23 protein-coding genes and 1 riboswitch are annotated in these 26,143 nt (G+C 70.7%); of the genes, 15 read left to right on the top strand and 8 right to left on the bottom strand.

The features are described from left to right. Positions 1-713: 713 nt before the first annotated feature. Both IW245_RS04050 and IW245_RS04055 read right to left on the bottom strand, forming a co-directional pair. Positions 714-1,391 carry a GntR family transcriptional regulator gene (locus IW245_RS04050; RefSeq protein WP_197001852.1) on the bottom strand — a complete coding sequence of 226 codons (678 nt, stop codon included), beginning with the start codon at positions 1,389-1,391 and terminating at the stop codon, positions 714-716. 71 nt (positions 1,392-1,462) lie between these two features. After that, positions 1,463-2,284 (bottom strand): class I SAM-dependent methyltransferase, encoded by an 822-nt coding sequence (locus IW245_RS04055; protein ID WP_197001853.1) that lies wholly within the window; start codon positions 2,282-2,284, stop codon positions 1,463-1,465. Between the two features lie 284 nt (positions 2,285-2,568). Here IW245_RS04055 and IW245_RS04060 point away from each other — a divergent pair, with 284 nt between their 5' ends. Beyond that, positions 2,569-2,988, top strand: coding sequence for a hypothetical protein (locus IW245_RS04060; protein ID WP_197001854.1), 420 nt, complete (start codon positions 2,569-2,571; stop codon positions 2,986-2,988). Position 2,989: 1 nt separating this feature from the next. Further along, on the top strand, positions 2,990-4,477 hold the full coding sequence (locus tag IW245_RS04065; RefSeq protein WP_197001855.1) for a M14 family zinc carboxypeptidase: 1,488 nt from the start codon (positions 2,990-2,992) through the stop codon (positions 4,475-4,477). Between the two features lie 39 nt (positions 4,478-4,516). Here IW245_RS04065 and IW245_RS41450 read toward each other — a convergent pair whose 3' ends face one another. Next, on the bottom strand, positions 4,517-4,648 hold the full coding sequence (locus tag IW245_RS41450) for a hypothetical protein (protein WP_267920112.1): 132 nt from the start codon (positions 4,646-4,648) through the stop codon (positions 4,517-4,519). Positions 4,649-4,777: 129 nt separating this feature from the next. On the opposite strand from IW245_RS41450, the gene IW245_RS04070 reads away from it, so the two are divergent. Next, positions 4,778-6,007, top strand: coding sequence for an AfsR/SARP family transcriptional regulator (locus IW245_RS04070; protein WP_197001856.1), 1,230 nt, complete (start codon positions 4,778-4,780; stop codon positions 6,005-6,007). Between the two features lie 29 nt (positions 6,008-6,036). Here the strand turns inward: IW245_RS04070 and IW245_RS04075 are convergent, their stop codons facing one another. After that, the gene (locus IW245_RS04075) at positions 6,037-6,471 is read right to left on the bottom strand and encodes a BP74-related protein (RefSeq protein ID WP_197001857.1); all 435 of its coding nucleotides are present in this window, start codon (positions 6,469-6,471) and stop codon (positions 6,037-6,039) included. A gap of 306 nt (positions 6,472-6,777) precedes the next feature. On the opposite strand from IW245_RS04075, the gene IW245_RS04080 reads away from it, so the two are divergent. Then, the gene (locus IW245_RS04080; protein WP_197001858.1) at positions 6,778-8,730 is read left to right on the top strand and encodes a M4 family metallopeptidase; all 1,953 of its coding nucleotides are present in this window, start codon (positions 6,778-6,780) and stop codon (positions 8,728-8,730) included. A 46-nt stretch (positions 8,731-8,776) separates the two neighbouring features. Here IW245_RS04080 and IW245_RS04085 read toward each other — a convergent pair whose 3' ends face one another. After that, positions 8,777-10,087 (bottom strand): hypothetical protein, encoded by a 1,311-nt coding sequence (locus IW245_RS04085; RefSeq protein WP_197001859.1) that lies wholly within the window; start codon positions 10,085-10,087, stop codon positions 8,777-8,779. Positions 10,088-10,468: 381 nt separating this feature from the next. Between IW245_RS04085 and IW245_RS04090 the strand changes: the two genes are divergently transcribed. The 8 genes from IW245_RS04090 (at position 10,469) to IW245_RS04125 (ending at position 18,703) form a co-directional block, all read left to right on the top strand. Continuing rightward, positions 10,469-10,672, top strand: coding sequence for a hypothetical protein (locus IW245_RS04090; RefSeq protein ID WP_197001860.1), 204 nt, complete (start codon positions 10,469-10,471; stop codon positions 10,670-10,672). Between the two features lie 238 nt (positions 10,673-10,910). Continuing rightward, positions 10,911-11,087, top strand: coding sequence for a hypothetical protein (locus IW245_RS04095; RefSeq protein ID WP_197001861.1), 177 nt, complete (start codon positions 10,911-10,913; stop codon positions 11,085-11,087). A gap of 74 nt (positions 11,088-11,161) precedes the next feature. Next, a complete protein-coding gene (locus IW245_RS04100; RefSeq protein WP_197001862.1) occupies positions 11,162-11,767 on the top strand; it encodes a hypothetical protein in 606 nt (201 codons plus the stop codon). A gap of 104 nt (positions 11,768-11,871) precedes the next feature. Beyond that, a riboswitch (S-adenosyl-L-homocysteine riboswitch) is annotated at positions 11,872-11,947 on the top strand. A 13-nt stretch (positions 11,948-11,960) separates the two neighbouring features. Further along, entirely contained in the window at positions 11,961-15,575 is a 3,615-nt protein-coding gene (metH, locus tag IW245_RS04105; protein WP_197001863.1) for a methionine synthase, read from the top strand. 284 nt (positions 15,576-15,859) lie between these two features. Next, a complete protein-coding gene (locus IW245_RS04110) occupies positions 15,860-16,258 on the top strand; it encodes a hypothetical protein (RefSeq protein ID WP_197001864.1) in 399 nt (132 codons plus the stop codon). Between the two features lie 117 nt (positions 16,259-16,375). Beyond that, positions 16,376-17,080: a hypothetical protein gene (locus IW245_RS04115; protein ID WP_197001865.1), complete on the top strand. Its 705-nt coding sequence runs from the start codon at positions 16,376-16,378 to the stop codon at positions 17,078-17,080. Between the two features lie 50 nt (positions 17,081-17,130). Then, positions 17,131-18,249 carry a DNA glycosylase AlkZ-like family protein gene (locus IW245_RS04120; protein ID WP_197001866.1) on the top strand — a complete coding sequence of 373 codons (1,119 nt, stop codon included), beginning with the start codon at positions 17,131-17,133 and terminating at the stop codon, positions 18,247-18,249. 115 nt (positions 18,250-18,364) lie between these two features. After that, a complete protein-coding gene (locus tag IW245_RS04125) occupies positions 18,365-18,703 on the top strand; it encodes a hypothetical protein (protein ID WP_197001867.1) in 339 nt (112 codons plus the stop codon). A 192-nt stretch (positions 18,704-18,895) separates the two neighbouring features. Here the strand turns inward: IW245_RS04125 and IW245_RS04130 are convergent, their stop codons facing one another. Both IW245_RS04130 and IW245_RS04135 read right to left on the bottom strand, forming a co-directional pair. Next, the gene (locus IW245_RS04130; RefSeq protein ID WP_197001868.1) at positions 18,896-20,539 is read right to left on the bottom strand and encodes a tannase/feruloyl esterase family alpha/beta hydrolase; all 1,644 of its coding nucleotides are present in this window, start codon (positions 20,537-20,539) and stop codon (positions 18,896-18,898) included. A gap of 151 nt (positions 20,540-20,690) precedes the next feature. Continuing rightward, on the bottom strand, positions 20,691-21,665 hold the full coding sequence (locus IW245_RS04135; protein ID WP_197001869.1) for a GlxA family transcriptional regulator: 975 nt from the start codon (positions 21,663-21,665) through the stop codon (positions 20,691-20,693). A 52-nt stretch (positions 21,666-21,717) separates the two neighbouring features. Here IW245_RS04135 and IW245_RS04140 point away from each other — a divergent pair, with 52 nt between their 5' ends. Next, a complete protein-coding gene (locus IW245_RS04140; protein WP_197001870.1) occupies positions 21,718-22,140 on the top strand; it encodes a cupin domain-containing protein in 423 nt (140 codons plus the stop codon). On the opposite strand, the gene IW245_RS04145 is transcribed toward IW245_RS04140, so the two are convergent. Beyond that, positions 22,095-22,694, bottom strand: a complete 600-nt coding sequence (locus IW245_RS04145) for a hypothetical protein (RefSeq protein ID WP_197001871.1) — start codon at positions 22,692-22,694, stop codon at positions 22,095-22,097. The two genes, IW245_RS04140 and IW245_RS04145, sit on opposite strands and share 46 nt — an antisense overlap. Positions 22,695-22,832: 138 nt before the next feature. Here IW245_RS04145 and IW245_RS04150 point away from each other — a divergent pair, with 138 nt between their 5' ends. Both IW245_RS04150 and IW245_RS04155 read left to right on the top strand, forming a co-directional pair. Continuing rightward, positions 22,833-23,591 carry a bestrophin-like domain gene (locus IW245_RS04150; protein ID WP_197001872.1) on the top strand — a complete coding sequence of 253 codons (759 nt, stop codon included), beginning with the start codon at positions 22,833-22,835 and terminating at the stop codon, positions 23,589-23,591. 310 nt (positions 23,592-23,901) lie between these two features. Further along, positions 23,902-26,010: a serine/threonine-protein kinase gene (locus IW245_RS04155; RefSeq protein ID WP_197001873.1), complete on the top strand. Its 2,109-nt coding sequence runs from the start codon at positions 23,902-23,904 to the stop codon at positions 26,008-26,010. The last annotated feature ends 133 nt before the right edge of the window (positions 26,011-26,143 follow it).

Below are 26,143 nucleotides of genomic sequence, written 5' to 3' on the forward strand. Positions count from 1 at the left end.
CACCGACCGGGAGCGCCCCGGTGCGGCGGTGTCGCGAAGTAGTCGCGACCAGCATCCCCAGGCGCGCGACGGGTCCTGTGCCCTGGTGCCGTCAGTCGTAGCCTGTCGGCAGGCTCAGAAGGCCGGGACGACGGGCGGCGTCCGTTGATGACCCGCTGAACCAGATGGCGGGCACGGCACCAGTACAGGGTGCCGCAGGCGCGACACATTTCCGACTCGTCGGGGCGGTGGTCCCACAGCAGGCGAACTGCGAGTGCCCAATCAAGCGGGTCGACACCCGGCGGCGCGGGAGCGGCGTGATGGCTGGGCGGCCCCGTCGGATGTTCGAGGGCGGCGGCCAGGTGCCGGGGCGGCACCGTCGACAGCACCAAAGTCGGCCCGTTCACCGGGATCAGCTCTGACGTGCCCGGCAGGGACACGCCGAGCCGCGTGAGAGCGGTGATGGCGAAGTCGGCCGGTTCGCATGGACTAGGCACGAGGCACACGCGGCACGTCCCCGAACGGGGGTCGAGCACGTGCTCGGCCAACACGTCGCGCGCCTCAGCGGCGCTCGGCGCGATGGTTCCGGGTATCGGTTCGTGATAGACAGTGTGTGAGTTGCGCGGGTGAAGCTCCATGAGGCGATCCCTTCGTCACTCAGATAACCGGGGTGGGCGCCCACGGCGACCAACCAGTCGCCCGCCCCGGCATCTTCTGTCGTGTGTGCGCTCCGCTCAGCTCTCGTCTGTGGGAAGAGTCATCGTGAAAGTGAACGCCGCGTACCGATCGCGGGCGTACGTGATGTCCGAGACCATGACGACCTGGCCCGCTCGGTTGAAGTAGCGCTGACGGACGGTCTTGGTCGACGCGTCCGCGGGGATGCCGAGCCAAGCGCTGTGCCCAGGCGCCGGAACTTGATCTTCTAGCGTTTCCTCCAGGGTCACAGCCGCGATGTCCCTGTCGTCACCAGCCTCATAGGTGTCAGAGATGGAGATGGGCGTCCCGCCTTCCCGGACGCTGGTGACCGTGTGAGCGACGTTGTCACTGGGCTTGATCCCGAAGATCTCGGCGAGCTGATCGCCTGCCAGTACGTGATCCCCGGTCCGCTCTACCGCGACAGCGAGGTCTGATTCGTTGCCGAATGAAGTCTCGGCGGATTCCTTCTGGCGTTCGGGGGACACCCGAATCAGTTGCGGGCGGACGGCGACAAAGCTGCCCTTCCTCGGCACGGTGTGCACGAGCCCCGACCGTCGCAGCAGGCCCATGGCCTGGCGAATGACGATCTCCGACACGCCGTGTTCTTCAGCCAACCGGTCAAGACTGGGCAGTTGAGCGCCCGGCGGAAGGTCGCCACGTCGGATGAGCTGCGTGAGCTTGCCGGCAATCGCCACGTATGCGGGCGGTGACGCCATCGGTCCTCCTTGATACCAGAGGACCGCAGTGTATACACAGATTCTATGTATACACAAGCATGGCGGGCGGCCTACTCCTCGCGGAGCGTGTACCCGGCGGCGAGATCATGGAGGTTCCACCACGAGACGAAATCCTGATCGGTCGAAGCCAACTCCCAGCGCTCCGCCAAAGCGTCGTGGAACAGGTCATCTCCCGTCTTTCCACCTCGGGGCTCGCCGATGTAGACCACGCGCCGCCCGCCAGCCTTCTCGAAGTCCTGGAGCGCGGTGGAAGCCATCCGGTCACCCCAGCCCGGGGGCCAGCACAGCAACAGCACGGCATCCGACTGAAGGTCCACATGGCACGTGTCCCGAACCTCGAACCAGGCGTCCCGCTGTCCGGCCGCACGGGGGAACGAGGCATTCCCGGCGGAGTTCGGGGGTTGGATGTCGTGTGCACTCACTTCGACGCCGACCTCGGCCAACTGGCGCGCCCAGTAGCCGCGCCCAGCGCCAAGGTCGATGATCCGGCGGCCTTCGGCGAAGTCCGAAACCCACTGGATCGTTTCCGGCGACGGCACGGCGTAGGCGTAGGCGGCCTGGAGTGTCATCTGCGCATAGGCGAGCCGCGTGGAACCGTTGGCTGATCCATTGTTGATCACCCGGCGGCCGTCAACACTCGTAACCGAGGGTCCAACGATGCTCCACAGCGGATTTCCCTCCTGTGGGGCGGTCATGTGGTGGACCAGCCGAAGGTCAAAGGATCCGTCAGCCTCGGCATCGCCGGTGCCGGAGAGTCCCGGGGCCATGTCCAGGTAGTCGGCGACCTTGGGGTACTCGGCCCTCAGCCGCGAGTCATCGTCGAGAAGTGCGGCCAGTTCAGCCCTTCGGGCGGGCGTGAGTTCGGGATGCATATGTCGATTCTCGCGCATTCGACCTCACTCATGCCCTCATGCCACGGCCCGTCCTCATCGCGGACCGTTCCCGCCCCACGCGGTGCCGCGACGACACCCTCCGACTCAGGTTCGCCGCCGCCCCGTCGGAGCAGGCGTCGTACCGGGAAAACGGGTTTCGTGGTGTGCCCGGCACCAGCCCAGCCGCATTCAGAGCCATATCGCATATGTGACTTTTCCGTCGCCCCGAGTGACAGGATGAGATCGACCGCCACCCATCCCGCCGCCCAGGAGGGGAGATAACGATGGAATCATCCGTTCTCGACGGGGCATCGACCGGTCGCCGGCAGCGACGCTACTTCGTCACGGTGCACGCCGCCGACCCGCGCGCCCTGCGGCACCTCGCCGACTTCGAACTGGACCTGTTCCAGGCCACCGCCCGCCTCGCCACATCACGGCTGGCGACGGAACGGCTGACCACGGAACATCTCACCACCGAACACCTGACCAGGGAAAACCTGACCGCCGACCGGCCGGACGCCGAGCGGTTCGCCGGCGAGCCCACCGAGGGCGGCAGCGTCGAGGGGCTGGTCAGCCTCGAGGACGTCGCCCGCCTGGTGGAGGCCGGGTACCAGGTGACCGTCCAGGCCGAGGAGGCGTCCCGGAGCCGGGCCTCGGAGACCATCGGGCTGCGCGAGTGGCTCAGCGCGAACGGGGAGGTGTGAGATGGCGTACCTGACGACGGCGGGCATCGAGGGTGCCCTGCGGTATCTGGCGAGTGGCTACCCGACGTTGTGCCAGCTGATCACCATGCCCGAGCACAGCGTGGAGGGTCGCACCATCCGGGCCGTGAAGATCGGGAAGGGTGGCGGGGCCAACCGGCGCGGCGTGCTCTACATCGGCGGCGTGCACGCCCGTGAGCTGGTCAATCCGGACATGCTGGTGTCGCTGGGGTTCCAGATGTGCCAGTCCTACACCCAGGGCACGGACATCGTGCTGGGCGGGCGGACGTACCAGGCCTCGACCGTGAAACTGATCATGGACGCGATGGACGTGTACCTGCTGCCCCTGGTCAACCCGGACGGCCGGACGTGGGTCCAGTCCCCGGCCGGGTACGCGATGTGGCGGAAGAACCGCCGGGTCAACCCGGGGGCGTCGTGCATGGGCGTGGACGTCAACCGCAACTACGACTTCCTGTTCTCCAGCGGGATCGGCACCTCCACCGACGCGTGCAGCGACGTGTTCAGGGGCCCGTCGGCGTTCTCCGAGCCGGAGACCCGCAACGTGCGGTGGATGCTCGACTCGTTCCCGAACATCCGGGGCTTCATCGACGTGCACTCGTACTCGGAACTGGTCCTGCTGCCGTGGGGGGACGACAGCACCCAGACGAGCGACCCGGGGCAGAACTTCGCCAACCCCGCCTACAACGGGCTGCGCGGCAACCCGGGCGACACGGTGTACGCGGAGTACATGCAGCCCGACGACAACACCTGGTTCTTCAACGCCGGCAACGCGGTCCGCGACGCCATCGCCGCCGTGCGCGGGCGCAACTACCTGGTCGAGCACTCCGTCGGGTTGTACCCGACCTCCGGTACCTCCGACGACTACGTCTACGCCCGGCACCTGGTGGACACCGGCAAGACCAAGGTGTACGCGCTGACCATCGAGACCGCCCGGGAGTTCCAACCGGCGGCGGCGGAGGCCGCCCAGGTGATCAAGGAGGGGTGCTCGGCGCTGCTGCAGTTCAGCACGCAGGTGCTCTGCCTGGCCGACTCGCTCGCCGCGGACTCCGCCGTCGAGCTGGACATGACGGCACTGCGGCACCTGCGCGACCACACCCTCGCCGGGTCGGTCGTCGGGCGACGCTACGTCAGTCAACTGGCCCAGCACACCCCGGCCATGGCGCAGCTGCTCGCCGGGGACCCGGAACTGCGCAACCAGTGCGTGGAGATCCTGCGCGACCTGCGGCCGGCGCTGTCGGCCGACGGCGGCACGGCGGTACCCGAAGAGGTGATCAAGCGGATCGACAAACTGGCGGCGAACCTGTCCCGCCGCAAGGACGCCGACCCGGACCTGGCCGCGGCCCTCGACGGGTTGCGGGCCGACCTGGAGGCGTTCCGGGGGCGGCCGATCGCGGAGGGACTGCACGAACTCGACCGGAAGGTGGCACTGCCAGGGCGGGTGGCCACGATGTCCGGCCGGCGCGCCCGGTGACCGCGGGTACCGCGCCGGCCGGCGCGGTACCCGAAAAACTCAGGGCTTGCAGTCGATCGCGATGCTGCCGGGCCCGGTGATGACCACCCGGTCCGGCGGGCAGCCGGGCGGGGCGTCCGGCGCCACCGGTCCACCGAACAACGCGAACAGTACCGCCCACACGATCCACACCAGGGAACCTCTTCCATCGACCTCGCTGTCGGCACGATCATGGCCGGGCCGCACTGGAATCTGACTGGAACCGCCTCGCCGGGGACCCGTCACGCGGGGATACTTCGCGGTCGACGAGGGAGGTCCCTGATGGAGTTTCGGCTGCTCGGCCGGGTGGAACTGGTCCGCGACGGCGTCGTCGTGCCCCTCGGCCGGGGCCAACGCACCGTGGTACTCGTCACGTTACTGCTCGCCGAGAACCGGTCCGTGCCCGTGGACCGGCTGATCGACCTGCTCTGGGCCGACGGCCCGCCCCAGCACGCCAGGACCGTGCTGCACGGCCACCTCTCCGCACTGCGCGGCACCCTCGGCGACCGCCTGGAAACCCAACCATCCGGGTACCGGCTGCACGCGCCGCCCGAGGAGGTCGACGCCTTCCGATTCCGCACCGCCCTCGACACCGCCAGGTCCGCCCCCGACGAGTCGGCGACCGCGACCCTGCGCGCCGCGCTGCGGATGTGGCGGGGACCGGCCCTGCAGGGGGCGCCGGACCAGCTCGCCGGGTGCGCCGCCCAGTGGGAGGACGCCCGTCTGGAGGCCACGGAACTGCTCGCCGGGGCGCTCGTCCGGCTCGGGCGACCCGGCGAGGCGATCGCGGAACTGTCCACGCCCGCCGACGCGCACCCGCTGCGGGAGACCCTGATCGCGCCGCTGGTCGCGGCGCTGTACGCCACCGGCCGGCAGGCCGACGCGCTCGGCCGATACGAGCGGACCCGCGCCGCGCTCGCCGACGCGCTCGGCGTCGACCCGGGGCCGGCACTGACCTCGCTGCACACGGCGATCCTGCGCGCCGAGCCGCTGCCCATCCTGGACACGGTCGGTCATCTCCCCGGCACGTCCAGGGAGCACGGCCACCCGCGGCCAGCCTCCGGCGCGCGACAGGAACATGGCCAGCCGCTGCCCGCGCCCGGCGACCTTCCGCCGCCCACCCCCGGCGCGCTCCGGGAACGCGGCCTCGCGCTGGCCGCGCAGGGCCGGATCGACGAGGCCTCCGACTGCTTCCACCGGCTGCGCGCCCTGGGCCGGCGCCTGGCGGACCCCGACATCGAACGCTCGGCGCTGGCCAACCTGGCCGCCGCCGCCATCGATCTGGGCGACTACCGCGCGGCCCGCCGGTCGGCGGTGGCCGCGGTCGTGCTGAGCCCGCGGTGCCGGACCGACGCGGACCGGGCGCTCGCGCTGGCGAACCTGGCGGTCGCCGAACAGGCCCTCGGCAGACCGGGCCCGGCCAGGGGGTACGCGGCGGCAGCTCTGCGCGCGCCCACCCTGCCGGCCCCGGTCGCCGAGAGCCTGCGGACCCAGCTCGGCGGAGGGCGCTGAGTCACCGGCACCGCCCACCACCGAGCAGGCTAGATCGCGACCTGCTCGATCTTGATGACCTTCTGGTGCCAGGGGCAGTACCGGTCGCTGGTGATCGTGCCGTTCTCGACATCGCGCGGGTCGGCGTCGCACACCTCCGTGGCCATGTCCACGAAGGCGAGGTCGTTCGGGTCCAGGTGCCAGGTGTATGGGGAGTTGTAGAAGTCCACGCCGCCGTTGCGGACGATCTTGCCGTTGATGATCGTGCGCGACTGGCCGGCCGGCGTGTTCAGGTTCTTGTACGCCGCGGCGACGTCGTCGGCGTCCACCAGCCGGACCTTGAACTGCGTGGTCCCGTTGGAGAACGTCGCGACGTAGTTGGTGGCGTGCACCCCGCCGTCGGCGTTGGCCGGGCCGGAGAACGCGACGAGGGCCATGCTGGTGCCCAGCGTGGCGACGGCGGCGAGCTTCTTGAAGCCGATCATGGTGCTCCTTGAGGAAGTCGGCGCGGTGGGCGCCGGTCATCAGGTCCGCACCAGCATCCGGTGCCGCGCTGACGGTCCCCTAACACCGCCATTACAGTCCCGGTCCAGCGACCGGCCACGGGACGTGACAGTGGATGTCCGCCGGGTGAGGAAGCCCTCGTCGACCCCCTCAGCCCCGAGCGGCGCGACCCCAGCCGGACCCTCGTTCTGCACCCGCGAGGGCTGAAGAGGCCCCGGACCGCTCCTACAGTCCGGAGACGCGGATCGATGTCTCGGTCCGCGTCCCCTCAGACAAGGCAGGAATCCATGAAGAACACGCGTGTGTTAGCGGCGGGGGTCGCTGTCGGCGCCGCCGTGGCCGTCGCGATCGCCTCGGCGGTGACCGCCTCCGGCGCGCCGTCGGCCCAGCCGTCCGCGCTGGTGGCCGACGTCGCCGCCCCCGACCCGTCGGCCGCCGTCGCCGGCGCCGAACGGGTGATCGCCGCCGACCCGGCCGCCGTGCACGGCGCGCCGGGGGAGAGCTACACGTCCCGGGGCGTCGTGAGCACCCCGCAGGGCCTGCAGTACGTGACCTACGACCGGCGGTACCAGGGCCTGGCGGTCGTCGGCGGCGACTTCACGGTCGTCACCGACGCGCACGGCAACGTCCGGTCCACCACGGCCGCGCAGACCAGGGCGATCACAGTCGCCACCACCCCGGCCGTCGCGGCGGGCCAGGCGACCGCGACGTCGCGGGCCCAGCTCCCGCACGTGGACGCCGTGACCGGCCAGCGGCTCGTCGTCCTGGCCTGGGGCGAGCCCAAACTGGCCTGGGAGACCATCGTGGTCGGTCTGACCGAACACGCCCCGAGCAGGCTGCACGTCTTCGTCGACGCGGCCACCGGCGCCGTGCTGCGCGCCGACGACGAGGTGAAGGCCGGCGAGGGCACCGGCAAGTGGAACGGCCCGAACCCGCTGGCCATCGACACCACGCACTCGGGGAGCACGTACACGACGGCCGACCCGAACCGGCCCGGGGTGAAGTGCACGGACATCGGCACCAAGCAGGTGTTCTCCGGTTCGGACGACACCTGGGGCAACGGTTCCGGCGGTGACCGGGAGACCGGCTGCGTGGACGTGCTCTACGACGTGCAGCACGAGTGGGACATGCTGAAGAACTGGCTCGGCCGCAGCGGGATCGACGGCCGGGGCAACGGCTTCGAGGTGCGGGTCGGCCTGGGCGACGTCAACGCCTACTGGACCGGCGACCACATCGAGATCGGCCACAACAACAACAATGACTGGATCTCGTCGATGGACGTCGTCGGGCACGAGAACGGGCACGCGATCGACCAGTTCACCGGTGGCGGCACGGCCGGCGAGGCCGGGCTGGGCGAGGCGACCGGGGACATCTTCGGCGCGCTGACCGAGGCGTACGCCAACCAGTCCGCGCAGTACGACGCGCCCGACTACCTCGTCGGCGAGATGATCAACCTGACCGGCAACGGCCCGATCCGCAACATGGCCGACCCGTCGAAGGTCGGCAATCACCCCAACTGCTACTCCTCGTCGATCCCGAACACCGAGGTGCACGCCGCCGCCGGCCCGATGAACCACTGGTTCTACCTGCTTGCCGAGGGCACCAACCCGGGCAACGGCAAGCCGACCAGCCCGACCTGCAACAACGGCGGCACCCTCACCGGGATCGGCATCCGGCAGGCCGGCCAGGTCTTCTACAACGCGATGCTGGCCAAGCCGTCCAACGTCAGCTACAAGCAGTACCGCACCCTGACCCTGAAGGCCGCCAAGGACATCGACTCGACGTGCGGGTACTTCGCCAAGGCCAAGGCGGCGTGGGACGCGGTGAGCGTGCCGGCCCAGTCCGGTGACCCGACGTGCTCCGGCTCCACCCCGACGGCCTCGCCGTCGACCAGCCCGACCGCTTCCCCGACCGCGTCCCCGAGCACCAGCCCGACCGCCGGCCCGACGTCGAGCCCGACCGGGCAGCCGGGCGGCACGGTGACCGTCACCAACCCGGGTCAGCAGACCGGGTTCGTGGGCTTCCAGGCGTTCCCGTTGCAGATCAGGGCCACGTCCAGCACCGGGGGCACCCTGACCTACTCGGCGACCGGACTGCCGCCGGGCCTGTCGATCAGCTCCTCCGGGGCGGTGAGCGGCCGGCCGACGACGGCGGGCACGTACACCGTGAAGGTCACCGCGACCAACAGCGGCGGCGCGACCGGCAGCACCACGTTCAGCTACCAGATCTACGGCTTCTAGAAGAACCACCGGCCCGGTGAGCCCCCGCTCACCGGGCCGGCTCCGGTCACGGCCTCTTCTCGTCGGCCAGGTAGACGGCCCCGGCCAGACAGTCCCGGTACTCGTAACGCGGCGTCGCTCCCGTCCAGCTCAGGATCCCCGTGGACCGGTTGGCGAACCGCGAGCCGTCGTAGAGCACCTTGCCGGCCGTCGTCGGGGTGGCCGACGTCGTGACCTCGTGCCTGCCCATCAGCGCGCAGTCGACGTAGCGCACCATCGGCCCTCGCGACCCGTTGAGGGTGAAGTCGTATGCGTGCGTGAGTGTCCCGGCGGCGAACCCCTGGAACGCCCGGGCCGTGTCGTCGCAGGACTCGAAGGTGATGTGCCCCTTGTACCAGGCCGAGTCGATCACCTTGTGCAGGTCGCAGCGCAGCTCGAACCGCACGCCCTGGGCGTACAGCCGCATCACCGAGTCGGCCCGGCTGGGCACGGCGCGTTCCAGCTTGAAGAACGTGCCGGCCTTGTGCTCGTCGATCAGGATGTAGGAACCGCCGATGAAGTTCATCGAACCGCCCCGGTTGTTGCGGACGAACACCCCGGACTGGAACTCGACCTTGCACTCCCGGAACCAGTAGTTGAGGAACTGGTCCTGCTGGCTCACTATCGGGGTCATCCCCATCACCAGGAACGCGTCGGAGTAGGTGCCGGACACCTGGCAGTGGTCCCAGCCCATCTCGCTGTTGAGGTTGGAGACCGAGGAGCCGTCCAGGCCGATGCCCCGGGTCCAGTCGCCGCGCCACTCCACGTCGGTGTACCAGGTGTCCTGCACGCCCAGGCCGGCCGCGTCGGAGTAGGAGTAGTTGAAGCTCGACGTCGGGTTGGTGCTGTGGAAGCTCAACCCCGAGATCCGGATGTTCTTGTACCGCCGCTTGTTCGTCCACAGCGTCGTGTCGTCGGCGGTGGGCGCGTAGGTGATCGTCGACACCCGCTTGCCGTAGCCGGTGATGCTGATCCCGTCCACGACCCCGTTCAGGTCGCCCCGCGCGTTCCTCTCGCCTCCGTCGACATTGGGCAGCAGGCAGTCCGGCTGGGTGATCAGGTAGTTGCCGGGCGGGATGACCAGCACCTTCCTGGGGATCTGGCTGGAGTACGACGTCGCCTGGAACGAGGCCAGCAGCTCCGCCGCGGCGGCCCGGAACGCGTCGTCGCTGGGCCGGACGCCGGTCGGGTCGGCATTGTGGTCCAGGACGTTCACGCTGCCCGGATCGGCCCCGGAGACCACCGCCGCGTACGCGGGGGCCTGCGCCAACCCGCCGACCACCGCGCCGGCGCCGACCCCGACCGCGCCGGTCAGAAAGGCGCGCCTGTTGTCCACCACTGGGTCTCCTGTCGTGCGAGGGATAGTTGATCAAGGGTAGTTGATCATGTCCAGCCCGGTTTCCGTCGCGGGTGGCCGCCGCGGTCCCCGCCCTGGCCCTGCTGCTGGCGGTCCCCGACGCAGCGGCGGTGGCCCGTGGTGACCCTGTCGATCACGATCCAGCACACCTGCGCCGAGGACCTGACGGTCACCCTGCGCGGCCCGGACAACAGGACCTGTCCGGTAGGCCAGCAGGAGCGCCACCCGCACCCGCTGGTCCGGCGCACGCACGTTCACGGTGCCGTCGGTGACGTCGCAGGCCGGCCGGACGGAGCCTCAGAGCCCCGCCCGGGCGTCGTCCTCGGGGATGTCGATCGGGCTTCTGCCGGGTAACTTCGAGGAATGTGGATGATATGGCTGGGAGTGCCCGCTGTGGCGATAGCGGTGTTCGCGGTTGTCCTCGACCGCCGGCGCGCACGGAGAGTGACTGACGGCGATGTCCAGGGTGCCGCGAGGGCCTCGCTGAGCAGGAACGAGCGGATCGACCTCGCGGCCGTCGAGGCCCAGGCGCGCAGCCGGGGAGCGGTGGTCCCCCCGGCGCTCTGACCGGGCCCGCGCGCCGGGCGCACCAAGGGCCGACCAGCGGCAGGGCGCCGAAGTGTGCCCCTGCCGGAGCAGGCGCGACGCCTCCTCCGGGTAGCCGGTACGGTCGCGGGCTGGCCACGGTCCAGGTTTCCGAACACGAGCGGCACATCGAGGCCGTGGCGGGCGCCGAACGCCCCGCCCACGCCCGGCGCCGGCCAGGCGCGCCGCCAGGCCCCAGCGGTCCGCCCACCGGCCCATCGTGCCGACTACCGCGTCCCCGGCGGCGCACAGCAAGGCCCGTTCCACGGTGGACAGCTCGGCGACCGTGGGCCGCAGCCCCAGCTCGGCGGCGCAGGCTGCGGCGGCGACGCCGCCCCCCTGGCGCCGCCGCCTCGCCATCGCCCTGAGCAGAAGTGTGACGACCCCGCCCCGGTGAACGGACCTCCCGGATGGCTACCCTGTAGCCGCACCGAACATCGACAATGGTCACGGGGAGTCACTTTGCGTCGTATGATTGTGCCTGCCCTGGTGGCCGCGCTGGCGCTGACCGGCTGCTCCGGTGGTCCGTCGAAGACCACGGACAAGAACGCCCAGCCGGGTACGACCCCGGCCGCCGCCACCTTCGCGCTGGACGACAGCCGGGACGCTGGCGCGCCGACCCTGACTGTGCAGAAGGGCATGTGCGGGAAGTTTGACATTGTCCGACTCGTCGCGATGTACCCGAAAATCGAGCCCGACGCCAGCAATTACGAGGACGGCTTCGCCTCCTGCACTCTGAGGTACGCCCAGGGCGAGCCCGAACGGCTGTCCATGTGGATCGACATCTCCGACAAGACGTCCGCCCGCCTGGCCAGGTTCAACGTGCGCGGCACGTTCCTGGAGTCCGGCGAGAAGGGCGAGACGGCGGAGACCCTGGAGGACTTCCCCGGAGTCGCGTACCTCGTGACGACGGTGAAGAACAAAACCCTCACCTACAGGGTGTCCGCGCAGGCCGGGAATCTCGTCGTCGACATGCACTTCTTCCTCGAATCGGACGCCCCTGCGCAGCCGAACGCCACGGTGCGCGCCGCCGCCATCGACGCGGCGAAGGGCACCGTCACCCGACTCCTGGCGTGACGACACCGTTCGACCGCCTGAGTCCGGCGCGGTCGGCGGACCACATGGCGGGATCGCACGGGTTCGGTTGGCGGGGGCCGCGCGCGGCGGGTAACGTCAGGTGCCAGGTCGAGGGGCGCTGCGACGGACGAGAGTCCGCCACGCTCGGCCGGTTCCACTCCGCAAGGGCGCCTCCCGACAGGGAGGTGCACCGATGGACAGGACCGTGACCAGCCACAACGCGCTGCGGGAGCTGCTCGACGGCCGGGTGGCCGTGCTCGACGGCGCCTGGGGCACGATGTTGCAGGGCGCCGGGCTGACCCCGGCCGACTACCGGGGCGACCTGCTCCCGGACCACACCCACGACGTGACCGGCGACCCGGACCTGCTGAACCTGACCCGGCCGGACGTCATCCTCGACGTGCACCGGCGGTACCTGGCGGCGGGTGCGGACATCACGACCACGAACACGTTCACGGCCACCAGCATCGGGCAGGCCGACTACGGGCTCCAGCACCTGGTCCGGGACATGAACCTGCGCGGGGCCCAGCTGGCCCGGCAGGCGGCCGACGAGGTGGGCGGGAAGTTCGTCGCCGGTTCGATCGGTCCGCTGAACGTCACCCTGTCGCTGTCGCCCCGGGTGGAGGACCCCGCGTACCGGGCGGTCACCTTCGACGAGGTCCACGCCGCGTACGTCGAGCAGATCCGGGCCCTGGCCGACGGCGGGGTGGACCTGCTGCTGATCGAGACCATCTTCGACACCCTCAACGCCAAGGCCGCGATCGCCGCCGCCCGCGACGTCGCGCCGGATCTGCCGCTGTGGATCTCGGTGGCGATCGTCGACCTGAGCGGCCGGACGCTGTCCGGGCAGACCGTGGAGGCGTTCTGGGCCTCGATCGAGCAGGCCAAGCCGCTGATCGTCGGGGTGAACTGCTCGATGGGCGCCGAGCAGCTGCGCCCGCACGTGGCCGAGTTGTCGCGGCTGGCCGGCACGTACGTCGCCTGCCACCCCAACGCCGGCCTGCCCAACGCGTTCGGCGGCTACGACGAGACCCCGGAGGAGACGTCCGGACTGCTCGCCGAGTTCATCTCCTCGGGCCTGGTGAACGTGGTCGGCGGGTGCTGCGGCACCAGTCCGGCGCACATCGCGCTGATCGCGGCCGCCGCGGCCGGCCAGCCGACTCGGGAGGTGCCGGAGCTGGCCCCGGGGACCAGGTTCAGCGGGCTGGAGCCGTTCTCGATCGGCCCGGACACCGGCTTCGTCATGATCGGCGAGCGGACGAACGTGACCGGCTCGGCGAAGTTCCGCCGGCTGATCGAGTCCGGTGACCACCAGAAGGCCGTGGACGTGGCCCTCGAGCAGGTCCGGGGCGGGGCCAACCTGCTCGACGTGAACATGGACGCCGACCTGCTCGACAGCGAGCGGGCCATGACCACGTTCCTGAACCTGATCGCCACCGAGCCCGAGGTGGCCCGGATCCCGGTCATGATCGACAGCTCGCGGTGGAGCGTGCTGGAAACCGGGCTGAAGTGCGTGCAGGGCAAGGGCGTGGTCAACTCGATCAGCCTCAAGGAGGGCGAGGAGCCGTTCCTGGCCCAGGCCCGCACCATCCTGTCCTACGGGGCCGGCGTGGTCGTGATGGCCTTCGACGAACAGGGCCAGGCCGACACCACCGAGCGCAAGGTCGCCATCTGCGCCCGCGCGTACGACCTGCTCACCGGGATCGGCTTCCCGGCCGACGACATCATCTTCGACCCGAACGTGCTGGCCGTGGCCACCGGGATCAGCGAGCACAACGGGTACGCGAAGAACTTCCTCGACGCCCTGCCCCTGATCAAGGAACGCTGCCCCGGCGCGCACATCAGCGGCGGCATCTCCAACCTGTCGTTCTCCTTCCGGGGCAACGACGTGGTCCGCGAGGCCATGCACTCGGCGTTCCTGTTCCACGCCGTCCAGCTCGGCCTGGACATGGGCATCGTCAACGCCGGCCAGCTCGCCGTGTACGAGAACATCCCCGCCGACCTGCTCGAACTCGTCGAGGACGTGCTGTTCGACCGGCGCGAGGACGCCACCGACCGGCTTGTCGCGTTCGCGGAGAACGTGAAGGGCTCCGGTACCCGTCGGGTGGTGGATCTGTCCTGGCGTGAGGCCCCGGTCGCCCAGCGCCTGTCGCACGCCCTCGTGCACGGCGTCGTCGACTTCATCGAGGAGGACACCGAGGAGGCCCGGCAGGCGGCCACCCGGCCCCTCGACGTGATCGAGGGCCCGCTGATGGACGGCATGAAGATCGTCGGCGACCTGTTCGGCGCCGGCAAAATGTTCCTGCCCCAGGTCGTCAAGAGCGCCCGGGTGATGAAACGCTCCGTCGCCTACCTGGAGCCGTTCATGGACGCCGAACGGGAGGCAGACCGGCTCGCCGGCCGCGCCGACACCGCCCGCGGCCAGGGCAAGGTCGTGATGGCCACCGTGAAGGGCGACGTGCACGACATCGGCAAGAACATCGTCGGCGTCGTCCTCGGCTGCAACAACTACGAGGTCATCGACCTCGGCGTCATGGTCCCGGCGTCCGTCATCCTCGACACCGCCGTCACCGAGGGCGCCGACGCGATCGGCCTGTCCGGCCTGATCACCCCGTCCCTGGACGAGATGGTCACCGTCGCCGCCGAGATGCAGCGCCGGGGCTTGAAACTCCCGCTCCTCGTCGGCGGGGCCACCACGTCCAAGCAGCACACGGCCGTACGGATCGCACCCGCCTACGACGGCAGCACCGTGCACGTCCTGGACGCCTCCCGGGTCGTCGGCGTCGTCTCCGACCTGATGAACCCTGACCGCGCCGCGGAACTCGACGCCGACAACCGCGCGGACCAGGAACGCCTGCGCGAACAGCACGCCAACCGCTCCCAGACCCCGCTGCTGGACCTCGCCCGCGCCCGGGCGAACCGGGAGATCGTCTCCTTCGACGACCTGCCGGTGCCGGTGTTCACCGGGGTGCGCGTGGTCGAACCGGACCTGGCCGAGCTGCGGGCGATGATCGACTGGACGTTCCTGTTCCTGGCGTGGGAGCTCAAGGGGAAGTACCCGGCGATCCTGGAGCGGCCCGAGGCCCGGGAACTCTTCGACGAGGCCAACACCCTCCTCGACCAGATCATCGCCGAGGGATCCTTCACCGCGAAGGGCGCATACGGGTACTGGCCGGCACACGCCGACGGCGACGACCTGGTCCTCGACGGCGGGCCGCGCTTCGCGATGCTGCGCCAGCAGACCGCCAAACCGGCCGGCCGCCCCAACCGCAGCCTCGCCGACTACCTCGCCCCGGCCGGCGACCACCTCGGCGGCTTCGCCGTCGCCATCCACGGCGCCGAACAGCTCGCCGCCCGCTACGAGGCCGACAACGACGACTACCGGGCCATCATGGTCAAGGCCTTGGCCGACCGGCTCGCCGAGGCTTTCGCCGAACACATCCACCTGAAGGCCCGGCGCGACTGGTACGAGCCCGACGCGCAACCCCTCCTGGAGGACCTGCACGCCGAACGGTTCCGGGGCATCCGGCCCGCGCTGGGGTACCCGGCGAGCCCGGACCACAGCCAGAAGGGGGACCTGTTCGCGCTGCTCGGGGCGGGGGAGTTGGGGATGGGATTGACGGAGACGTTCGCGATGACCCCGGCGGCGAGCGTGAGCGGGCTGCTGTTCGCGCACCCGGACGCGAAGTACTTCACCGTGGGGCGGATCGGACGCGACCAGGCCGAGGACTACGCGGAGCGGCGGGGCCAGGACCTGACCGAGGTGGAACGGTGGCTGCGGCCGAACCTGGGGTACGAACCCCGGTAAGGGTGCGGGCCGGCGGAGTGCTCTTCGCATGCGGACCGATGGACGTACGAATACCCCTGACCGTCGCCCTCGTCCCTGCCGGCTCCGGCTGCGGCGACCGTGGCCCCCGGGGGCGGTGTCCAGAGTGGGCGTATGCCCGCAGCCGGGCCGCGGCCGAGGATGCCGCCCCGCCGGCCGTGGAGGCCCGCGTCGTAGAGACGCATGGAGCGCGCGGTAAGTTTGTGAGCGAGTCGGAAAGCGCCTGTCGAAATAGAATTTTTGCCTTTCGTCGAAGGTCGTGGCCAGTGTCCGATGTGTTTCCGCATTATGAAGATCTGGTCGAACTCCTGATGAAAGGCGCGGGGGGCATCTACCTTCAGGAGGCCGCGACGCGGTTGCTGGCGCGCCACGGGTATTGGCTACGAGACCGGGAGTTCCTGCGCTTCGTCGTGACGTACGAAGATCCACCCGTGGCGGCTGGTATCCGTTGGAAGGCCGCAGTCGACGCACTGGATCGCGGGGAGTTGGAGGCGGGAATTGAAGAGCGCAGCATACTGCGGATTGCTGCCAGTCTATGCACGTTCTACAACATCTCCCTGCGTGATGTGGTTGAGGGCATCGATGCTGTGAACATCAAACACGTCGCCGAATCAATCATGTACGCGGACGGATACTTGAATTCGATCGCCGAGCCGATTGCCTAGCTGTCGACCTCGCTAGAGTTCGAGATCGCCATCACCGCAACAGGTGTGCACGACTATCTCTGTTCATGGTGTGATCACTGCCGACCATCGCAGCCTGCTCAGAAAAAAGGACTATTCATGATGTACCGGCGCGGATGCGGCACTGTCGTCCTCATTGTCCTTCTGTTCACCGCCGCCGGTTGCGGGCCTACGGCCGGGTCGGGGGGTGCCAGCGCCTCCCCGGCTACTCCGCTGGCCGTGGAGGCCCAGTTCGCCCTGGGGAAGCGTGTCTCGACGCCCAGGGACGGACTGACCGCCCTCGGTATCACGGCCGAGAATGCCGCCGAGCGCCCGTGGAAGCCGCTACGTCTCCTCGCCTACTGCGCGCCGGAGATCAGCTCCACGCCGTGGATCACCGGTGGCTACGGCCGCTCGTGGCTCGACAAGGACCTGCGCCGAGCCGCCGAAACCGAGACGGTCGTCTACACGAAGACGTCCGGCGAGGCTCCGATGAACGCCGGCACGCTGATCGGCGAGCTGCGTGCAGCGGTGCCGACGGGCTGCGCGCACTGGAAGACGGATTATCTGTCCGCTGAGTTCGTCGCCGAGCTCCCGCTGCCGGAGCTGACCGGCGTCAACGACCGGTACGGCTTCTGCATGACCGTCGCCGAGCAGCCCGACTGGGAGCCCACTCCCCGCTGCGAGGTCTACCTGGCCCGGAACCTGTCCCCGGTCACCACCGTCGTGACCAGCTTCTCCTACCAGGCCCGCGACCTCGACACCGCCCGACAGGGCATGCTGCGCTTCGTCCCGACCGTCGCGGCACGGCTGGTCCAGGGCTGACGGGTACCGTTCGGCACGCGACTGTCGTACCCGTCGCCTAGGGTCGGGACGTGGCCGTTCACCAGCTCTCCCGGGTCGACGCGCGCCGGATCGCCGTGCGCGCCCAACTCCTCGACGGCCCACGCCCGACCGGTGCCCTGGATCCCACCGAGCTGCCGGACATGGTCAGGCACCTCACCCTGCTGCAGATCGACCTGGTCGAGGCCGTCGCGCCGAGTGCCGACCTCGTGGCCTGGAGCCGCCTCGGACCCGACGCGCCGGCCGAGCTGCGCGCCGCGCTGAAGGACCGCACCCTGCTGGAGCTGCGCGGGATGATCCGTCCGGCCGAGGACGTGGCGTTGTACCGGGCGGAGATGGCGGAATGGCCGGGGCCCGGCGAGCTGGTCGCGTGGCGGGAAAGCCAGCGCGACTGGGTGCTCGCCAACGACGCGTGCCGGCGCGACATCCTGGCGCGGCTCGACGCGTCCGGGCCGCTGGTCTCGGGGGAGATCCCGGACACCTGCGCCGTCCCGTGGAAGTCGAGCGGCTGGAACAACAACCGCAACGTCGGACAGCTGCTGGACCTGATGGTCCTGCGCGGCGAGGTCGCCGTCGCCGGCCGGCGGGGCCGCGACCGGCTGTGGGACCTGGCCTCGAGGGTCTACCCGGACGACCCGGCGGTCCCGACCGGCGAGGCGCTGCGGGTGCGCGCCGAGCGGCGGTTGCGGTCGCTGGGGATCGCGCGCGCCCGGGCGGCGGAGACCCCGGTCGAGCCGGGGGATGTCGGCGAGGTCGGAGAGCCGGCGGTGATCGAGGGCGTCAAGGGCGTGTGGCGGGTGGATCCGGCCCAGCTCGGGCAGCCGTTCACCGGGCGGGCCGCGTTGTTGTCCCCGCACGACCGCCTCGTCTACGACCGCAAGCGCATGGTGGAGCTGTTCGAGTTCGACTACCAACTGGAGATGTACAAGCCGGTGGCCCAGCGCCGGTGGGGGTATTACGCGCTGCCGATCCTGTCCGGCGACCGCCTGGTCGGCAAGCTCGACGCCACGGCCGACCGCAGGTCCGGTGTGCTCCGGGTCGACGCGGTCCACCAGGACGAGGCGTTCGACAAGGACGTGTCGGCGGCCGTGGACGAGGAGATCGAGGACCTGGCCCGCTGGCTCCACCTGGACCTCGCCTGGCCGGGATGAGGAACTCCTGAAGATGTTTCCGCGCGTCCGCGCGGGCACGGGCCGATGGCGCCACATGGCTGGCGGCGACGAGGCGGTGTTCGTTCCTGTCACAGGTGGTTGGCATCATGGGCCGGTGACGATGACGCGTACCGGTGCGGTGTGGGGGCTCCACCATGGTGACCGGCAGGTCGCCCGGCTGACGGTGACCGGGGCCGACTTCCCCTGGGTTCAGGCCGACGTCGAGTGCCTGCCGGCGTTCGAGGAGGTCCGGTCCCTGTTCGTCGAGCAGGAACAGGCCTTCGACAGTGAGGACTACGACCGGGCCGATGTGCTCTACGACCGGATTCGCGGCGTCCTGACCATGACCTTCCCGGGCGGCGGCCCCGTGGCCGAGTTTCTGTTGCGCGTCTATGACGACGGCACCGCCGGCTGGCGCTGGCACGATGAGCCGTTCGAGGCGGTCGGAGACTGACGGGCGGGGATGGGCGCACGCGTTTCCCGTTCTCCGGCGGCTGGCACCGCCACGCAGTGGCCGGGCGCGAGCGCGCCCAGCGACGTTCCCGTCAGAGGTTTTTGGGTTGAGGCAGGCTGAAACCCGCACCGGCGGGGCGGCCCTGAAGCCACCCCGCCGGTCAGCACCCGAAGGTCGACGGAACCCCGAAGGTCAGTGGAACCGGCCGATCCACCGGTACCCGGTGTTGTACCCGCGCCCCCCGGTCGGCGCCACCACTGTCAGCGGGTTCATCGGCTGCACCACGATCGTGGCCGGCTGCCCGGCGGCGGGGTGCACCGACGTCAGCGTGGCGGCCCCGGGAGCCTGCCCCTCCTGCACCCACGACATCAGCGGCGTCAGCAGGTCGGCCGTCGCCAACGGGTCCCCGCCGCCGATCCCCAGGCAGTGGTACTGACCCGGCATCATGTACAGCCGCGAGAACGACTGGGCCGCGGAGTACCCGCCGGCCTTCGTGACGACGTCGCCGTAGTAGGCCACGGTGCCGAACGGGGAGATGGCCTGGTCGGCCCAGCCGTGGTACAGGATGATCTTGCCACCGTGCTTGCGGAAGGCCGCCAGGTCGGGGTTGGTCGCGTTGTAGGTGCCCGCGAGGCCCTGGAGTCGGGCGTAGGAGGAGTCGGTGAACTCGAAGTCCCGCAGGGTGTAGGAGGCGGGCGGGTTCTTCTCGTAGGCGAGGTACTTCAGGAAGTTGAGCCCGAACTGGGCGGCGTTCGTGGTCAGGGCCGCCGCCGGGTCGTCGGTGGCGGCGATGTCCCAGCCGGCCCAGGCCAGCTCGGAGCCGTACGCCAGGCCGCCCGGGTAGAGGTTGCGGCCCCGGGCGTCGACGGGTCCTGTGTAGAACTTCCGGACGACGGTGACCTGGTCGGCGGTCAGGCAGCCGGCGGTGTCCGTGTCGGCCGGGCACTGGAGGGTGGCGGGTTCGAACGCGCACGTCCGCGGGTGGTCGATGAGGCCGTCGGGGCCGGCGCACGCGGTCAGGACGGCGGTGTGCAGCGCGGGCAGCTTGGGGCGGCCCAGGATCTGCCGGCCGGACCCGTCGGTGTTCGACCGGTGGATCCAGGCCTCGAAGGCGGCGAAGTCGGTGGCGTCGAACGCCGGGGCCCCCGACAGGATGCCGTCGAAGTCGTCCGGGTACCGCTGCGCCTCGATCAGGCCCTCGCGCCCGCCGCCCGAGCAGCCGTCGTAGTACGCGTACGTCGGGGCCTGGCCGTAGTACCGGCCGATCACGGCCTTGGCGAGCTGGGCCATGCTGTGCTCGGAGGTCACGCCGAACACAGCCCGCAGCTGCGGGTCGTCCTTCGCCCACAGGCCGTCGAAGCGGTTCGCGCCGAGGTGGCCCTGGTTGTCGGCACCGATCGCGAGTTCGCCGTTGTTCACCGGGGCGCAGCCCGTGGACACCCCGGGCGCGATGGCGGGCACGTCCCCGCAGAGGCCGCCGCAGCCCAGTTGCACGTACTGGCCGCGCCAGGTGGCGACGGGAAGCTTGAGTTCGAACTGGGTCTGCGGGCTGATGTACCCCTTGATGTCGCAGAACGCCGCGGTGCCGACCGTGACGGTGGCCGCCGAGACGATTCGGCTGGGCGCGTCGGGGACGGCGGTCAGATCCAGGCCGGGCAGCGCCGAGCAGTCCAGTTTCGGTACGACCGGGGTGGTGATCGCGGCGGGCGCGGTGGCGGGTTCGGCGCGGGTGGGCGCCGAGGCCGCGGGGGCCGCCACGGCCATGCCCAGGAGCACAGCCGCTGCGGCGAGCAGCCCCAGACGACGAGCGCCGCCGGGGGTCGGTGTGGATCGCACGAGGTTCTCCCTTGAGCTATAACGAGCGTTATAACGAAAGTTATAGCTAGCCAGGGGCGGGCGGACAAGCGATGGGCGCCCGGCGTAAGCCTTCGGTAATGTCCGACGGGCCAAGAGACCTGTGGCGACGCGTACCCGTCGAGGTCCGGGTCTAACGACCCCCGGCGGCTGGGCCGAAGCGCCGCCGGTAGGCCGACGGCGTCAGCCCGATCTCCCGCCGCATCAGCGCCCGCAGATTCGTGGCCGTGCCCAGCCCGGTGCGCCGGGCGACGAGTTCCAGGCTGGACTCGCCGCGCTCGATCAGCCGGCAGGCCAGGGTGAGGCGTTCGCCGGTCAGCCAGGCCAGCGGCGTCGTGCCCAGCTGGGCACGGAACCGGCGGTGCAGCGTCGCCGGACTGACCGCCGCGCGGGTCGCAAGGTCCGGCACCGTCAATGGGGTGTCGAGCCGCTCCTGGGCCCAGGCGAGCACCGGCGCGAGGGACTCGTCCGGCAGGTCAGGCACGGGCCGCTCGACGAACTGGCGCTGCCCGCCGGCCCGGTGCGCGGCGAAGACCAGCCGCCGGCTGACGGCGTTGGCGACCTCCGCCCCGTGGTCGCGGCGCACCACGTGCAGCCCGAGGTCGAGGGCCGCGGCGCTGCCAGCGGCGGTGAGGATGTCGCCGTCGTCGACGAACAGCACGTCGGTCTCCAGCAGCACGGCCGGGAACCGTCGCCGGAACGCCGGCGCCCACTGCCAGTGCGCCGTGGCCCGGCGGCCGTCGAGCACTCCGGCCTCGGCCAGGGTGAACGCGCCGCTGCAGAAGCCGATCAGGCGCGCGCCCCGCGCGTGCGCGCGTCGGACGGCGTCGAGCACGGCGGGGCGGCGGGGGACCTCGACGTCGGGCCGGTTCGGCACGATCAGCGTGTCGGCCTCCTCTGCGGCGTCCAGGCTGGCGACGCCGGTGAGGGTGAAGAACCCGTCCCGCATCACGATGTCCGGCTCCGGCGAGCAGAGCCGGAAGTCGTAGAGGTCGCGACCGAGCTCCGGCCGGCGCAGCCCGAAGATCTCCGTCGCGCAGCCCAGCTCGAACGGGTTGGAGTTCTCGTCCACGATCACGACCACCCGGTGCGAGGATTCTTGCGTCATGTGCTATTCCTAGCACTCACCCCGGTCGGGTGACAGGGCCCAGGCTGGGGGCATGACTGACGAACCGATCGCGCTCAGCGCGGCCCTGGCCTCCTTCGACACCCTGTGGAGCCCCCGCGTCGTCACCCGGGTCGATGACCACGAGGTCCGGATCGCCAAGGTGCGCGGCGAGCACGTCTGGCACTCGCACGCCGAAACCGACGAATTCTTCCTGGTACTCGACGGCGAACTGCGTATCGCGCTCCGCGACCGCACGGTCGTGCTCCCGGCGGGCTCGGTGTTCACGGTGCCCCGCGGCGTGGAGCACAAGCCGTCCTCGGAGTCCGGAGCGTCGATCCTGATGTTCGAGCTGACCGGTACGTCGACCGTCGGCGACCACAGCGGCCCGGTACCCGGCCACGTGGACGCGACCACCGGCCACCCCCTCGGCTACCAGGGGCAGCCGCAGCTCGGCGGGGTCACGAACGACAGGTAGGACGCCCACAGCGTCGCCGTGGCAGCACAGGTGACCACGGCGGCCGCCGCCACCCCGTACACGGCGGCCCTGCGGCCGGGACGGACCAGCCGGCGGACCGCCACCGCGAGCAGGAGCAGCGCGAACGCGGCACCCGCCGCAGCCTGGCCGGCCAACGCCCACTGCTCGGCACCCCGGCCGTCGACCACCACGTGCGCGCCGAGCAGCGAGGCCTGCAGTTCCGGGCTGGGCGGCAGCACGACCCCGGACACCAGGGCCACGGCACCGGCCAGGTACGCCAGGGCCAGCCACCCGCGGTGCACCGCCGTACGCCAGCAGGACACCGCGAGCGCGAGCAGCCCGGCGACCGCCACCACGGCGGGGCCCAGGTGCACCAGCCAGTAGCCGGTGACCGTGTCCGCGCCATACAGGTCTGAGAGTCTCGCGGTCTTGGCTCCGTGCGTCACGGCCAGCACCAGGGCGGCGACTCCGGCGAGCGCCGCCGCGCCCCGCTCGGCGACATCGGGCCGGTCCTCCCACGACGCCGGCTCCACGGCACTCAGTTGATCAACCATCGGCCGATCATGCCAGGTGGCACGGGGCGGCTGTCGCGCCCGACCGCCGGGTCCGAGGATGGCACGGGGCGGAGCCCTTCCCGTGTCGGCGATGGTGGTTCAGCTGTCGCGCGGGAGGTATCGGATAATATGTCCGCTATGAGCGCGGCGAATGTGGGACTGGTGGCGGGCTGTGTCGTCGCGGCGATCCTGGCCCTCGCCGCGATGACCCGATGGGTACCGCAGAGTTGGCGGGACGGCGGACTGCCCTCAGTCATCGACCAGTTCGCAGGCGTCAACAAGACCCTGTTCTCGTTCATTCTCGCGCTGTCACTGGTCTCGGCGTCGGCCAGCCTGAGCCAGGCGGGCACCCAGGTCAACGCCGAGGCCGCGAGCCTGACCAACTTCTACTGGGCGACCCGGCCACTGGCCCAGGGGCCGCGTGAGCACCTGCGGGAGCTGACCCGGGAGTACACGGACACGGTCATCAGCGAGGAGTGGCCGGCCATGGCGGACGGTCGCACCGACACCCGGGCCCAGGAACTCTACGACGAGATGCGCAGGACCCTGCAGGACGCGGACAAGGGCACCGCGCGGGAGAACGAGTTCACCCGCGACGCGCTGGTCTCCCTGCGGGCCGTGGGCGACGCCCGCCGGGCCCGGGTGCTGTCGATCTCCCAGGAGATCCCGTCCTACCTGTGGTTCGGCCTGATCGGCTCGGCCATCCTGGTCGTCCTCGCCGCGGCGGTCCAGATCCCCAGGATGTCGGTGCCCGGGGTGGTGAGCATCGGGTTGCTCGCCCTGCTGCTGTCCTCGGTCCTGACGGTCCTGTCGGCGTTGAACCATCCGTTCGGCGGCGGTATCCACGTGGAGCCGGACTCCCTGCGCTACGCCCTGAACCGGTTCGCCGCGATCTGACGCGCGACCTCGTCCTCGCGCGCGCCCGGGCCGGATGGGCTGACACCGCCTACTGGCGCGCGCCGTTTACCATCGGCTCGTGATCACGACCCCGCCGTTCCCCGAGCCGCCAGCAGGCAAGGCCGCTGCGCTGTGGATCGCCCGTGCGGCCACACTCGGGGTCGGGCCACTCGCGGCCTTATCTCGGGCTGAACAGGACCCGCCGGGCTGATGCGCCGTTGTTTCCCGGCCGGCCGTGACGGTATCCGGCACTGAGGGAACCCGTACGACAGTACATACTGGACGTTCACCCTGATATCGAGGAGGGCGCATGGCGGAGACCCAACCGGGGCGGTTGGTCGGCGGTCGCTTCCGGCTGACCGACCCGCTCGGCTCCGGTGGTTTCGGGCGGGTCTGGCGGGCCCGGGACGAGACCCTGCAGGTCGACGTCGCGGTCAAGGAGGTGTGGCTGCCACCGGCGGCGTCACCCGAAGAGCACACCGAGCGCCTCGCCCGCGCCCAACGCGAGGGCCGCAACGCCGCCGTCCTGCGCGGGCACCCGAACATCGTCGCCGTCCACGACGTGGTCATCGAGGACGACGCCCCGTGGATCGTGATGGAACTCGTCCAGGGGTCGTCCCTGGCCCAGTACCTGCGGGCCCACGGGGCCCTGACCGTGGACGTCGCCCGACACGTCGCCGGCGGCCTGCTCGCGGCCCTCGGCGCCGCGCACGCCGCGGGGATCGTGCACCGCGACGTGAAGCCCGCCAACGTGATGCTGACCGCCGACGGGCGGGTGCTGCTCACCGACTTCGGCATCGCCGTGCGCACCGCGGACACCAGCCTGACGGCGCTCGGCGGACTGGTCGGCTCCATGGAGTACATGCCGCCGGAGCGGTTCAACGGTGGCGCGGCCTCGGGAGCCGGTGACCTGTACTCGCTGGGGGTGACCCTCTACCAGGCCACCGAGGACATCTCCCCGTTCCACCGGGACACCCCGACCGGCACGCTGACCGCCATCGTGCTCGGCCCCTCGCCCGTTCCCGAGCGTGCCGGCCCGCTCACGCCGCTGATCACCGCGCTGATGCACAAGGATCCCGGCCAGCGGCCGGGCGTCGAGCAGGCGCTCGCGCTCCTCGCCGGTGTTGCCCCTGCACCCTCTTCCGGTCCGGCTCCGACGAGGGCCCTGCCGACCGTCCGAGCCGACATCCCGCTTCCCTTCTCCGGGCCGCCGGCCCAGGACGTCAGGGAGCCCGCCGGTGCCCTGCCCCAGCAGGCCGAGGGGTCGGCCCGCCCCACGCAGGCGGAGGCCTGGCAGCAGGGCGCCCCGCAGCCCGGCGGTTGGCAGCAGCCCGGCCCGCCACAGCCGGACGGTTGGCAGCAGCCCGGCCCACCGCCGGCCGGCGGATGGCAGGCAGGCCAGCAACAGCCCGAGGGGTGGCAACCAGGCCAGCCGCAGGTCGATGGATGGCAGTCGGGCCCACCGCAGCCTGACGGGTGGCAGCAGGGTCCGCCGCAGCCCGATGGATGGCAGATGCCGCCTGAGGGCTGGCAACAGCCCGCCCAGCCGCAGGCCGCGGGATGGCAGCCCCCGGCTGAGGGTTGGCAACAGCCCGGCCCGCAGCCCGACCAGGGATGGCAGCAGCCCGTCCCCCCGCCGGCCAAGCCGCAGAACACCAGGACGATCGTCATCGCGGCGGTCGCCGGCGCCCTCGGCCTGGTGGTCGTGTGCGCGATCATGGTCGGCGTGGGTGTCCTCGGCCGGTTCGGGACCGACGGGTCCCGCACGAGGGAACCGGTCGCGGAGTCGACGGGCAGCCGCTACACCCCGCCAGCGGCTGAGACCACCGAGCCCGCGCCGGTCCGGACCACCGCCGCGCCGACCAAGAAGGCGTTTGATCCGGCGAGCCTCGACGGCCAGTCCACCGACAACACCCCACTGACGGCCGCCGCGCTGCTGCCGGACTCGTTCACCGACGCCAAGGGCGTGGTCTACAACCGGAAGGGCAGCGGCACCGAGGGCTGCAACACCAACTACAAGCAGAGTCACGTCAACGACGCCCTGAGCGCGGCGCACTGCCAGGCCGTCATGGGCGGGACCTATGTCGACAACTCCGAGCAGATCCTGGTCGCGGTATGGGTCGTGCCGTTGGCGGACACCGAGACCGCGCAGTCGGCGTACGCGAGTCTCAAGGACGTGCACACCGGTGACTGGGGCATCCTGTGCCCGGCGTCGGGCGCGGGCGCGGACGTCTGCCACAAGGACATCGGCAGTGCGCGCAAGGCGGGCTACACGCACCAGCACCACCGGTACCTGACCTCGACGGTGGCGATCTACATCAACCTGACCGAGTCCACCACCGCCGACACCTGGCTGGACGCGGCGGCGAAGAAGGCCGCGGAGGAGGCTGGACCGCTGAACTACTCCGGCAACCGCTGACTTCCGAGCTGATATGTCCGTATTCGTGACGCGCCGGCCGGCGGCCTATCATCGATCGACGCCGGAGAACCTCCCGGCGAGGCGGTGACCCGGCGCCGCCCGTAGCATCCGGGGACACGACAGTAGGAGGGCC

Origin of the sequence: Longispora fulva (assembly GCF_015751905.1) — a bacterium.
Taxonomy (GTDB): Bacteria; Actinomycetota; Actinomycetes; order Mycobacteriales; family Micromonosporaceae; genus Longispora; species Longispora fulva.